The following is a 12,636-nucleotide window of genomic DNA, read 5'->3' on the forward strand; positions in this document are numbered from 1 at the left end:
GGGGAAAGTGCGGCCGAAGAAGAAGCCCGGCCCTTGATTTGTCAACGCCAGGCCGGACCAGCCGCAACCTCACCAGCCTCCCCCACCTCCTCCTCCTCCGCCGCCGCCAGAGAATCCGCCGCCGCCAGAAAAACCTGAGGACGAAGATTTGGCCGGCGGGATCGCGGCTGAAAGACTGCTGGAGAGATCCGAGCCAAGTTTTCCGAGCGAATCGCCGAGCGACCCGAAATCGCGTCCGCCATACCAGTGCGGCCCTGCATAATGCACGGTTGCACCCGCAGCGGTCGCGGTTGCGAGCCAGGTTTCGAACGAACGGCTCCAGGGCTTTTCGACACCCAGCGCAATCGCATAGGGCAGCATGGTCTCGAATTGGCGCGGCGACATATCCGGCGCACCGCCGATGTTCATCCGTTCCGCCTCGGCGTAGCTCAAATAGCGCTTCAACCCTTCAAGATGGGCCCCCATGCGCGCGCCGATGGGTGTCGGCGCCCCCATAAGGAAGAAGAAGAGCACGTTGACGAGGACCAGTGCGCCAAAGGGAACGAGCACGGTCAGCGCGACTTCGCTGTCGAGCAGCGATGCGAGCACGCCGCCACCGACGCTGACCACGGCGGTGCCGACCACCGCCAATGCAATGATCGACATGATACGCGCGCCGAGTCGCCGATTGCGTGTCAAGGAGCGCCCGATGTTGACTGCCGCGCTGCCAAGCACAACGGCGATGACAGCCGGGACGATCATCCCCACGATCGTCGGTTCGTTCAGACCGCCGCCGACGATGAGCGCAACGAGCGTCGCGATGCTGAGACCAATGCCGACGAAGCTGTACGCGCGATTGTGCCGGTAGAACTTGCCACGGTGCTCGGCTTCGATCGCCTTGCGGAACCGGGCCGCGAGCAATTTGACGGAGGTGCCCTCGCTGCGGCTCAGCCTAAGCGTCCCACCCGACGCGGCAAGGGAAGCGATGACCGCGGCCTCGCCGACCGGCAATCGATCTTCCGGCTCCTTGCCTGTCCGCTGAACCGTCAGGTCGTCGCCAAACCCTGTCAATTCCACCTGATCCTTGACCGCCAGATTAACGATCGCGGCGGCCAGCGCGACAAAGCCACCGCTCGGAAGCCCTTTTCGGTCGATGTAGTGGACCAGTGCCGGTGAGACTCCATCGGGAACGTCCCAGCGCGGAACGACGACGCCGGCTGGCGGATCGCGACCGACGCGCCGCCATGCCCAGACATAATAGCTCATGACCACGGTAAGCCCGATCATGGCGATCAGCGCTCCCCGATTGTCCCTCAGGAACCAGGCACGCCGCTGCGCCTCATCCGGTTCGCCAACCACGCCCTTCGCCATCGAAACGACGATGGTCAGGCCTTCTTCGGGCTGCAGGGGCGCGGTGCTTTCGAAACGCACGGCCTGCTCACCGACACCTGACGTGCGCGCGGCTTCGCCCCGCTCCCCATAGGCACCAGTGAAGACCGCCACGTCCTGGACGCGGCTCTCATCGGGCAAATGCACCGTGCCGCTAACCCTTTGAATGGGAAACACCCAGCCATTGCCTGTCACGTTCCAGTACAGCTCGTCGTGATCGGGGAAGAATCGAATCTGGCGATCACTGCGGTAGTGCAACTGGTAGCGATGGATGCCTGGCTGGAGCGTTGCATCGGGATTACCGACATAGACCCGCGCAATGCCGCTGCCTCGCTCGACGCTGAACGGTTCCGGCTCGCCATCACGGCTTACGGCAACCACCTCAAATCCGACCTCATGCAGCCGTCCGTCCGCCCCTTCCGCGCGAATTGGGAAATCCCGGTAGATGCCGCGGCGGATCAGGTTTCCCTCCGCCCGCACCTCGATCGTCTCCGTAACGTCGAGCGATCCGTCCGCTGCAATCTCGATTCGGCTGTCGTAGGAGAGGATCGCTTCCTCAGCCTTCGCAGAGCCGCCACCGAGAGCTGCCAGAATGAAAGCAATTGCGGCGATGAGGCGCCCGAAATCACTCAGCCTTCGAGCAAGCGATGCAACGAGCGAGTTCATTGCGAAAACTTGACATCCGGCACCGCGCGATCGCGTGCATCCTCGATTTCGAAGTACTCCGTCTTGCGGAAGCCGAACGCCCCGGCAACGATGTTGGATGGCACACTCTCGACCTTGATATTGAGGTCCCGCGCCGCGCCGTTGTAGTAGCGCCGCGACATCTGGATTTCGTTCTCGAGTGTTTCCAGCGACCGCTGAAGTTGGGCAAAGTTCTCGTTCGCCTTGAGGTCGGGATAGGCTTCGGCCACGGCCATCAGCCGCCCCAGCGCCTGGCCGAGAAGTCCTTCTGCCGCCGCCCTGCCCTTGACGTCGTCGCTCGGCAAGGCTTGGGCCCGCGCACGCATCTCTGTCACCTCGCGAAGCGTATTGGCCTCGTGGTCGGTATAACCGCGCACCGTCTCGACGAGGTTTGGGACAAGGTCGGCGCGACGCTTCAGTTGAACATCGATCCCGCTCCACGCCTCCTCAACGATCTGCCGCGCCCGAACAAGGCCGTTGTAGACGAAGACGCCATAGACGACGAGGAGAACGACGAGACCCAGAATGATGACCGTACCCATGGAGCCACTCATGCAGATTGAACCTTGCTTCTAAGGACCGACAGCCTTTCATGATTGCACGATATGAAGCAATCACCGACCTGCATCCTCTGACCCTTCTGTTGATCGCGCCAGGCCGACAAGCTAGACCGGCAAGAAGGCGGGTCGGCCCCGCCGGGCACAAATTCGGAGATGAAGGGCATGCACTGCTTTTTCGTGGAATTCCAATGCAAGCTTGGGCAGGCCTACAAGGTTGCTGACGAAATCGCGGCGCGCGAAATCGCCTCGGAGGTGTATTCCGTCAGCGGCGAATACGACCTCCTCGTCAAGTTCTATGTCGACCAGGACGTCGACATCGGACACTTCGTCGCCGAAAACCTGCACACCATCGACGGTGTCGAACGCACCCACACCATCTTGACGTTCAAGGCATTCTGAGGCGGCGTCAGGGCATCTTGGACCCTACCGGTCAGGTGCATCATCTTCGTCGTCATCGCTGTGCGGAATGGCATCCTTGTTGTCACGCACGCTCGTCTTGCGACGTGCCGCGCGCTTCTTCGGCTCGCTTGGGGTCTCCTCGACATCGGCAGACGTCGTTTTCTGTTCAAGCAGGATGTGCGCGGCGGGGGCACGGCCACGCTTGTCCTCTCCGAAATAGAGTGTCTGGTGTGGGAATGGAATCTCGATGCCACGCTCGTCGAAGACACGCTTGACCTCGGCGTTGAAGGCGCGCCCGACGCCCCATTGCTTGCCGGGCACCGTCTTGATGCGCACGCGCACGATCACGGCGCTGTCGGCGAGCGACTGGACACCAAACCACTCCATGTCGCCGATGATCGCCGTGTTCATCTCCGGATCCTTGCGAAGCGCTTCGAAAGCCTCTGCGATCGCGGCACGGGCATCTTCGACGTTCTCGCGATATCCGATGCCGATATCCCCGACATGGTAACCGAAGTCGCGGACGAAGTTCGTGACCATGTCCACCGAAGAGAACGGGATGATGTGGTAGGCGCCAGAAACGTCACGCAGGCTCACGGAGCGGATCGTCAAACGCTCCACCGTGCCCGTCATGCCGCCGACCGTGATCACGTCCCCGACATTGATGGCATTCTCCAGCTGGATGAAGACCCCGGTGATGATGTCCTGAACAAGCTTTTGCGCACCAAAACCGATCGCAAGACCGAGAACACCGGCCGAGGCGATCAGCGGAGCGATGTTGATCCCGATTTCCGACAACGCGAACATCAGCGCGATCACCAGGATCGCGATCGTTGCCGCATTGCGCAGAAGGCTGAGCAATGTCTGTTCGCGGGAGGTTGCAGGCCGCCCGAAATCCGGATTGAGCCGATAGTCGACCCATGAATTGAGCGCCAGCCACATTGCGAAAGCAATGACGAGAATGAGGAAAACCGACATCAGCGCGCCGGTCGTGCGGATGCCGACCTGGCTTTGCATCCATGCGCGAAGATCAAAGAAATTCAACGTATCGAGCACGACGAGCAGGACGACGATGAAGATCAAGATTCTGAGTACCGTCAGAAATTTCGGCACGAAGGCGTTCAGGCGGCGCTCCAGGAGCGGCAGCCGCTGGTTCACGCGATCCGGGAGATTGATCCCCCGCGCAATCGCTCGGGCGATCCATCCCGCGACGGCAAATCCAATCACGACTGCGATCAGAATTTTCCCGCTCGCACCGAGAACGCTGAGGAGCACGTCGGCGGGACTTGCAAGCACTATGACGAACAGGAAGGCGAGATAAAGCAGCACTGGCCAATGCCAGCGATGCGCCAGAAAGCGCAACTGCTTGTTTCGTCGCTGCGCCTTGAGCGAAGGCGATGGGCTCGCAACACCATCGCCGCTCGTCTCCGCCGCGAGCTCCTCCTCGGGCCGCTCCAGAAGCCATTGTGCGACCGCCTTCCGGCTCGAAACCGTCATGACCACGGCGATGATCAGCGCGACCAGGGCGATAAGTGCCGAGATCGCCTGTCCAGCCGCCGGAGATATGTCCTGATTGACGATGGGCAGAACAAGCAGCTGTCCGTAGCCGAGGATGCCGATGATCCAGGTGAAGCCGCGATTCATGGAGCGGGCAGCGCCGTCGCGAATCGGCACCGGACGAAGATCGCCGGTTGACGGTGAAAGGACGATGCGCAGGACCACCTTCATGAGCTCGACGATCATGAACGCATTCAGATAGAGGGTCTGGCGCAGGCCCATCGACCCCAGATCACCGAACGCGAAAAGCGAGATGGCGTAACCGGCTGCCCAAGCGATCACGACGACCAACGCGTCGACCAGCGCCGAAGCCACGATGAAGACGATCTTCTGCACGATGCCGGCATTGCCTGCCCGCTGCCCCATGGAACGGAAGACGCCTTTGGCGAGGCTGCGCAACGCAAGGAAAATCGCATAAGTGGCGATGATCACGACGAGGAGGTCGACGAAGGCGCCGGACAGGACGCCGATCTGGTCGGCGTCGAGCGCAGAGAACATCGCCGGCGTGGCCGCGACGCGGTTCCAGAAGCCGAGCGCGGAGTCAGCCACCCCCTCGGCAAAATAGCGGGTCGTTTCGGCGATTCGCCGGCCGAGAGACACCTCGTCGCTACCAAAGAGCGCATTGTCGATCGTTTCGACGGGGCCGGGCTCAGCGACTTCCGCGGCAGACTGCAATTCATCGATCAGCCGGTTGCGGCTCTCTTCGTTGCTCAGCGCATCGATCAGAAGCTGAAGTTCGCTGGGCGTGGCCGCGCCGGCTTCCGTGGCGGTTTCCTCGGCGGGCTCACTTGCAGCGTCTTGAGCGATCGCGGTGACGGGAAACGACAGGAAAGCGGCGAGAACGAACGTGGCGAAGAGTTGGCTCAGTATTCTGATCGGCATTGAGTTTTCATCTCTCGCTGATGAGATTTGCGGACTGGGAGGAGACATCCGTCTTCGATATCTGCACCCGGGGTTCTAGCAGAGGAAGCGTCCACATCAACCTTGGCGGTCAAAAGACGCGCTCATTCCCCCGTGCGGTCCGGCAGGAACATAGCGCGCTCACCTGAAACTTCCCGTGAAATGAAGTCACTTGCCGTACGCACACGGGCAAGATCTCGCACGCTTTCGTGAAATGATATCCAATACGCGCGAACAATGGTCTTCCCTGGGAAGAGCCGCACCAGCGATGGATCGCTGCGCGCCGAGAAATCATGGAGAATGCCAATGCCGCCACCCGCGCGCACGGCTTCGCTCTGCCCAACCGCGCTCGATATCTCGAATCCAGCCTGCCATTGACGGGGCAGCTCAGCCGAAAAATGGAGACTGGGTGAAAAAACGAGATCCTCCACGTAGCCGATCAGGTGGTGCGACTGGAGGTCTTCCAGTTGGCGCGGCGCTGGATGGTCCGCCAGATAGGATTTCGAGGCGTAGAAGCTGAGCGAATAGTCGATGAGTTTGCGTGCAACGAGCCGCCCCTGCTCCGGCCTTTCGACCGTTATCGCGATGTCGGCCTCACGGCGGGACAGCGAGAAGGATCTCGGCACCGGAACGAGCTGGATTTTCAGGTTTGGATGGCGCCTCGTCAACTTGCCAAGCCGCGCGGCAAGGAACTGGATGCCGAACCCGTCAGGCGCGCCGATGCGTACCGTGCCCGAGACGGCGGCATCCTGGCGCCCGATGCTGGCTTGCACGGCCAGCATCTCCGTCTCCATTCGTTCTGCCCCGTCGAGAAACGCTTCGCCCTCGCCGGTGAGCTCGCAACCGTTCGTCCGGCGAATCACGAGCTTCGTCGCCAGCGCATCCTCGAGAGCAGTCAGCCTGCGGCTGACGGTGGCGTGGTTGAGACCGAGACTCCGCGCAGCCCCGAGGATCTGGCCGTTGCGGGCCACAGCGAGAAATACCCTGACATCATCCCAGTTCATGGCGCCTCAACATGATTTTGTGCACAGCGGCTGCTTAATCCGCGCTGTTGTTGAACGCAAATTATAGTGCAGAATGCTACCATCGAAAATTCCCGGAGGATGAACCATGCGCGATATCGGACATTTCATCGGCGGCAAGACTGTCGCCGGCACGAGCGGCCGGACAGGCGACGTCTACAATCCGGCCACTGGAGAGGTTGACGCCAAGGTCGCCCTTGCGTCCGCAAAGGATCTCGCAGACGCCGTGGAGACGGCAAAGAAGGCGCAGCCGGCATGGGCCGCCACCAATCCCCAGCGACGCGCCCGGGTGTTGATGAAGTTTGTCGATCTGCTCAACCGCGATATGGACAAGCTGGCCGAGGCGCTGTCGCGCGAGCACGGCAAGACCATTCCCGATGCCAAGGGTGACGTGATCCGCGGACTGGAAGTCGCCGAGTTCTGCATCGGCGCGCCGCACCTCATGAAAGGGGAATACTCCGAAGGCGCCGGCCCCGGCATCGATCTCTATTCGATGCGCCAGCCCCTCGGTGTCGTCGCCGGCATCACGCCGTTCAACTTCCCGGCGATGATCCCAATGTGGAAATTCTGCCCCGCGATCGCGGCTGGCAACGCCTTCATCCTGAAGCCATCGGAGCGCGACCCATCCGTGCCGATGATGCTGGCCGAACTGATGATCGAAGCCGGACTGCCGGAAGGCATCCTGAACGTCGTCAACGGCGACAAGGAAGCGGTCGACGCGATCCTCGATCACCCGGACATCATGGCCGTGGGCTTTGTTGGTTCGACACCCATCGCCGAGTACATCTATGCGCGCGGATGCGCGAATGGCAAGCGCGTTCAGTGCTTCGGCGGCGCGAAGAATCACATGATAATCATGCCGGACGCTGACCTGGACCAGGCCGCGAACGCCCTCGTGGGCGCTGGCTATGGCGCGGCGGGTGAACGGTGCATGGCCGTCTCGGTCGCGGTACCGGTCGGTGAGGAAACGGCAAACCGGCTTGTCGAGAAGCTGGCGCCGATGGTGGAGAACCTGAAGATCGGCCCCTACACGGCCGGCGACGATGTCGATTTCGGGCCTCTGGTCACCAAGGAAGCCCGTGAGCGGGTTCTCGGCCTGGTGAATTCCGGTCTTGAAGCTGGCGCAGAGCTTGTCGTCGATGGCCGCGAATTCAAGATGCAGGGCTATGAAAACGGCAATTTCATCGGCGGCTGCCTGTTCGACCGCGTCACGACCGATATGGACATCTACACCCAGGAAATTTTCGGACCCGTCCTCTCGGTCGTTCGCGCGAAGAATTACGAGGACGCCATCCGTCTGCCGATGGAGCACGAATACGGCAACGGCGTCGCCATCTTCACCCGCGACGGCGATGCGGCGCGTGATTTCGTGTCCCGGATCAATGTCGGCATGGTCGGCGTCAATGTTCCGATCCCGGTTCCGCTCGCCTACCACACGTTCGGCGGCTGGAAGCGCTCGGGTTTCGGCGACCTTAACCAGCATGGTCCGGACGCATTCCGCTTCTATACCCGCACCAAGACGGTCACGCAGCGCTGGCCCTCGGGCATCAAGGACGGCGCGGAATTCGTCATCCCGACCATGGGTTGATGCCGGGGATCGGGCCGCGCCATGTCGCGCGGCCCGCTTCCGTGCGAAGCTGAACTGTCTAGAGAAACACCACCGTCTTGTGCGCGTTGAGCATGACGCGGCTTTCCAGGTGCATCTTGACGGCACGCGCGAGCACGCGGCTTTCGATGTCGCGGCCGGTGGCAACGAAATCATCGGCGCTCATGGCGTGGGTCACGCGCTCGGTTTCCTGCTCGATGATCGGTCCCTCGTCCAGGTCCGGGGTGACGTAATGCGCCGTCGCTCCAATCAGCTTGACGCCCCGCTCATGGGCCTGGTGATAGGGCTTTGCCCCCTTGAAGGATGGCAGGAAGGAATGGTGGATATTGATCACCTTGCCGAAAAGCCGCTTCGACAACCTGTCTGAAAGCACCTGCATGTAACGGGCAAGGACCACCAGATCGGCGCCTGTCTCCTTGACGAGCGCCAGGAGCTTTTCCTCCTGCTCGTCCTTGGTATCCTTCGAGACTGGAAGATGGTGATACGCGATGCCTTCAAGTTCCGCGGTGCGGCGCGAATCATCATGGTTGGAGACGATCGCCACGACCTCGGCATCAAGCCAGCCGACCCGTATCTGATAGAGCAGATGCAAAAGCGCATGGTCGAACTTGGACACCATCACGATCATCTTCGGTCGGCGGGCGCCATCAGCGATGGTCGTCTTCATGTCGAAGCGCTCCACGGCCGGCTTCAGCGCACGTTCCAGATCATCCTTGGACGACCCGTCCGGGGCATGGAAGGCGATGCGCATGAAGAACCGTCCGGTTGCCCGATCCCAGAACTGGTTGCTTTCGGCAATGTTGCAGCCGCTCGCAGCAAGTTCGGTCGTCACCGCGGCAACGATGCCGGGACGATCGGTACAGGACAGGGTCAGGACGTAGGGATGGGTCATGTCGCAGTCGGCTCCGGAGTTGAAGGCTGGTCGTAAGACGCGACGGTCTGGCTAAACCGCACGGCCCGGCTTGTCGAGGGTCGCCGGATGCCTCCTGCGATAGCCCATCGCACAAACCCGCAAACCTCCACCAATGACATCGGCTGGTCCATCTCCGACATCGTTGCATCGATCGCACAATCCAGAATTCTTTTGCCGATCCGCACAGTTTATTTTAGCTGTGGATGATGGAACACTTGCCATGTTCCGGGCCTGATTCCTGCTTAGCCCGACCTTTCATCAAACCATGATTGGGGTCGCTCAGCATGCACAATCATCAGCATCAAGGCATGAAGCCACGCATCACCGAGATGGAAACCTTGCGCGAACTCGTGGCGCGAATGCAGAGCGAGGGCTTGCCACCCGAAGACATACAGCGGCAGATCGTCAGCGTCGCCGTGGTCGATCTTGACGATCTGAACGAGGTGTTACGCGCCGCCTGACCGCAGCACCTACCGCGGATCGTTCGCCAACTTTTCGATCATGGCCGAGAAGTCGCGGCCCTTGCCACCCTGATCGACGAATGCACGGTAAAGGGCATGAGCCTTCGCGCCCATCGGGGTTGGAGCACCGACGGATTCGGCTGCGTCCTGGGCGAGGCCCAGATCCTTCAGCATCAGTTCCGCCGCGAAGCCCGGCTTGTAAGCATTGTCCGCCGGGCTTTGCGGTCCAATACCCGGAACCGGGCAGTACGTGTTCATCGACCAGCAGGAGCCGGACGACGTCGACACGACGTCAAAGACGCTCTGGCGTGAGAGACCCAGCTTGTCGGCGAGCACGAACGCCTCGCAGACACCGATCATCGAAATGCCGAGGATCATGTTGTTGCAGATCTTGGCCGCCTGCCCGGAGCCGGCGGGGCCGCAATGCACGGCCTTTTGTCCCATGATCGAGAACAAAGGTTCGGCGATGGCGAACGCCGCTTCACTTCCCCCCGCCATGAAAGTCAGCGTGCCCGCCGTTGCACCGCCAACGCCGCCGGAGACCGGAGCGTCGACGGACAGAAGGTCCGCCTTCGAAGCCATCTCGTGCGCGGCGCGCGCGCTGTCCACATCGACCGTCGAGCAATCGATGAAGCAGCTGCCGGCCGTCCCGGCAGGAACGATCTCGGCATAGACCGACCGAAGAATATCACCGTTCGGCAGCATGGTGATGACGACATCCTTGCCACGCGCCGCGTCCGCGGCCGACGAAGCATCCGCCACCCCATCCACCTTGACACCTGCGACATCGAAGCCGGTGACCGAATGGCCGGCCTTGACCAGATTGGACGCCATCGGCGCACCCATCTTCCCCAGTCCGATGAAGCCGATGTTCATGTTTTTCCCTCCGATTGTGCGCATTGCAGTCAAAGAACGAGTTCGTCGTCTCCGAGCGATTCCAGCATTTTTGCCGCATCGTGCGCCGCGGCGTCGATATCGCGATGACGCCAATGCGGGTTGCGGTCCTTGTCGATGATCTGGGCCCTCACGCCCTCGAGAAAATCGCCATGCTCCATGCATCGCCAGGAAAAGCGATACTCCAGCTTCAGCGCATCACGGAGATCGGAAATCTCGCTGGCCTTGAGGATCGCCGCATGCGCACACTGGATGGAAAGCGGGCTCGCACGGCGCATCGCCTTGGCGGCCTCCGCCTGCCAATTGCCGTCTGCCGAGGCATCGTCGAGGCGGCGAAGGCAATCAGCAGGGTCGGAACCGGCAAAAGCCACTTTGATCTCGGCCTGCAACTCCCGCAACGCGCCTCCGTCCGGATCGACAGCCAGAGATGAAAGAGCACCGTCCGCATCGCCCGTCTCGATGAGGCGGGCCGTCAGTTCCGCGACGGACTGCGAAGGTACGAATGCATCGGCAAAGCCGGTCAGGATCGCGCCGTCCGCCTTGAGCCGCTTGCCCGTCAGGCCGAGATAGAGCCCGAGCCGGCCGGGTGCATGACCGAGTATCATCGAACCGCCGACATCGGGGATGAGACCGATGCCGCATTCGGGCATCGCCAGCACGGTGCGTTCCGTAACGATCCGATGCGAGCCGTGGGCAGCGATGCCGACGCCCCCTCCCATCGTGATCCCATCCATTACGGCGACGTATGGCTTCGGATAGCTGTCGATAAGCGCATTGAGACGATACTCGTCTGCCCAAAATCGCCGGCCATAAGAGAAATCACCTGACTTGCCTGTCCGATAGAGATCCTGGATATCGCCTCCAGCGCAAAAGGCCCTCTCGCCCACCGCGTCGATGATCACGAGTGCGATGTCGTCATCATCCCGCCACGCCAAAAGTGCGGCCTCGATCTCTCCGGCCATCTCGTGAGTCAGGGCGTTCAGGGCCTGCGGGCGGTTGAGCGTGATGCGGCCAGCCCTGCCCTCGCGCCGCGTGATCGTGCCGGATACGTCCGTCAAGCGTCCCGCTCCGCCAACAGGGCGCGTGCGGTGATCATCCGCATGATCTCATTCGTTCCCTCGAGGATCTGGTGTACGCGAAGATCGCGCACGATCTTCTCGATGCCGTAGTCGGCAAGATATCCATACCCGCCATGGATTTGGAGAGCATGATTGGCGACGCTGAATGCGGTGTCGGTGACGAATCGCTTGACCATAGCGCAGTGCTTGGTCGCATCCGGCGCCGACATGTCCAGTTTCCAGGCCGCCTGGCGCAGGAATATCCGCGCGGCCTGCAACTCGGTTTCCATGTCGGCCAGCTTGAACTGCAACGACTGGAACTGGTCGATGGTCTGTCCGAACGCCGTGCGCTCACCGGCGTAGGCCAGCGCCTTGTCGAGCGCGGACTGTGCGCCGCCCAGCGCCGAAGCCGCGATGTTCAGCCGGCCGCCGTCCAGTCCGGCCATGGCATATTTGAAGCCGTGACCTTCCTCGCCGATCATATTGTCCGCAGGCACATGGCAGTCATCCATTCGCACTTCGCTGGTCGGCTGGGCGCGCCAGCCCATCTTCTTCTCCAGTGCGCCGAAGGAAAGGCCGGGCGTCCCATTCTCCACGAGGACAGCGGAGATGCCGCGCGGCCCGTCCCCGCCGGTTCGTGCCATGACGACATATAGGTCCGAATAGCTGCCGCCGGAGATGAACGACTTGGTGCCGGTGAGAACGTAACCCTCGTTGGTGCGCTCGGCCCGCGTGCGAAGCGCGGCCGCATCCGAACCCGAATTCGGTTCGGTCAGGCAATAGGACGCGATCGTCTCCATGCGGGTCAAGGACGGCAGCCATTTTGCCTTCTGCACGTCGCCGCCGAACCGGTCGACCATCCAGGCACACATGTTGTGGATTGACAGGAACGAGGCGACGGATGGACAGGCCATGGAAAGCGCCTCGAAGATCAAAGCCGCATCCAGGCGGCTGAGGCCGGAGCCGCCCATATCCTCACTGACGTAGATACCGGCGAGGCCAAGATCGGCGGCCTCCTTCAGGACGCTTTTCGGGATCGTGCCGTCCTCTTCCCACTGGCCGGCGAAGGGGGCGATCTTTTCCGCGCCGAAGTCACGCGCCATCTCGAATATGGCTCGCTGTTCTTCGTTCAGATCGAAATCCATCGGCAACCCTCCACGTCCTTTTCCGTGAAGGTGGCACTATAGCGCGTGAATAACAATGCGATTGCGCCC

General features: G+C 61.7%; 11 protein-coding genes. 3 read left to right on the forward strand and 8 right to left on the reverse strand.

The window, feature by feature from the left end; genetic code table 11:
• Positions 1-69 precede the first annotated feature (69 nt).
• Positions 70-2,034, reverse strand: a complete 1,965-nt coding sequence (locus CN673_RS11860) for a DUF2207 domain-containing protein (RefSeq protein ID WP_099866501.1) — start codon at positions 2,032-2,034, stop codon at positions 70-72.
• Complete coding sequence (locus CN673_RS11865) at positions 2,031-2,606, reverse strand: LemA family protein (protein WP_245409880.1); 576 nt, start codon at positions 2,604-2,606, stop codon at positions 2,031-2,033. The genes CN673_RS11860 and CN673_RS11865 overlap by 4 nt, the downstream gene beginning before the upstream one ends.
• 168 nt (positions 2,607-2,774) lie before the next feature.
• Here CN673_RS11865 and CN673_RS11870 point away from each other — a divergent pair, with 168 nt between their 5' ends.
• Positions 2,775-3,011: an Lrp/AsnC ligand binding domain-containing protein gene (locus CN673_RS11870; RefSeq protein ID WP_099866865.1), complete on the forward strand. Its 237-nt coding sequence runs from the start codon at positions 2,775-2,777 to the stop codon at positions 3,009-3,011.
• A gap of 24 nt (positions 3,012-3,035) precedes the next feature.
• Here CN673_RS11870 and CN673_RS11875 read toward each other — a convergent pair whose 3' ends face one another.
• Both CN673_RS11875 and CN673_RS11880 read right to left on the reverse strand, forming a co-directional pair.
• The gene (locus tag CN673_RS11875) at positions 3,036-5,450 is read right to left on the reverse strand and encodes a mechanosensitive ion channel domain-containing protein (RefSeq protein WP_198585986.1); all 2,415 of its coding nucleotides are present in this window, start codon (positions 5,448-5,450) and stop codon (positions 3,036-3,038) included.
• 122 nt (positions 5,451-5,572) lie between these two features.
• Positions 5,573-6,472, reverse strand: coding sequence for a LysR family transcriptional regulator (locus CN673_RS11880; RefSeq protein ID WP_099866504.1), 900 nt, complete (start codon positions 6,470-6,472; stop codon positions 5,573-5,575).
• A 106-nt stretch (positions 6,473-6,578) separates the two neighbouring features.
• On the opposite strand from CN673_RS11880, the gene CN673_RS11885 reads away from it, so the two are divergent.
• On the forward strand, positions 6,579-8,078 hold the full coding sequence (locus tag CN673_RS11885) for a CoA-acylating methylmalonate-semialdehyde dehydrogenase (protein WP_099866505.1): 1,500 nt from the start codon (positions 6,579-6,581) through the stop codon (positions 8,076-8,078).
• A 58-nt stretch (positions 8,079-8,136) separates the two neighbouring features.
• Here CN673_RS11885 and purU read toward each other — a convergent pair whose 3' ends face one another.
• Positions 8,137-8,988 (reverse strand): formyltetrahydrofolate deformylase, encoded by an 852-nt coding sequence (gene purU, locus CN673_RS11890; protein WP_099866506.1) that lies wholly within the window; start codon positions 8,986-8,988, stop codon positions 8,137-8,139.
• 329 nt (positions 8,989-9,317) lie between these two features.
• On the opposite strand from purU, the gene CN673_RS20915 reads away from it, so the two are divergent.
• Positions 9,318-9,470 carry a hypothetical protein gene (locus CN673_RS20915; protein WP_157928887.1) on the forward strand — a complete coding sequence of 51 codons (153 nt, stop codon included), beginning with the start codon at positions 9,318-9,320 and terminating at the stop codon, positions 9,468-9,470.
• A 9-nt stretch (positions 9,471-9,479) separates the two neighbouring features.
• Here the strand turns inward: CN673_RS20915 and mmsB are convergent, their stop codons facing one another.
• The 3 genes from mmsB to CN673_RS11905 are packed head-to-tail and all read right to left on the reverse strand — an operon-like array spanning position 9,480 to position 12,567.
• Positions 9,480-10,346, reverse strand: a complete 867-nt coding sequence (gene mmsB, locus CN673_RS11895) for a 3-hydroxyisobutyrate dehydrogenase (RefSeq protein ID WP_099866507.1) — start codon at positions 10,344-10,346, stop codon at positions 9,480-9,482.
• A gap of 29 nt (positions 10,347-10,375) precedes the next feature.
• Positions 10,376-11,422, reverse strand: a complete 1,047-nt coding sequence (locus tag CN673_RS11900; RefSeq protein WP_099866509.1) for an enoyl-CoA hydratase/isomerase family protein — start codon at positions 11,420-11,422, stop codon at positions 10,376-10,378.
• The gene (locus CN673_RS11905) at positions 11,419-12,567 is read right to left on the reverse strand and encodes an acyl-CoA dehydrogenase family protein (RefSeq protein WP_099866511.1); all 1,149 of its coding nucleotides are present in this window, start codon (positions 12,565-12,567) and stop codon (positions 11,419-11,421) included. The genes CN673_RS11900 and CN673_RS11905 overlap by 4 nt, the downstream gene beginning before the upstream one ends.
• Positions 12,568-12,636: the final 69 nt, after the last annotated feature.

Origin of the sequence: Neopararhizobium haloflavum (assembly GCF_002750855.1) — a bacterium.
Classification (GTDB): domain Bacteria; phylum Pseudomonadota; class Alphaproteobacteria; order Rhizobiales; family Rhizobiaceae; genus Georhizobium; species Georhizobium haloflavum.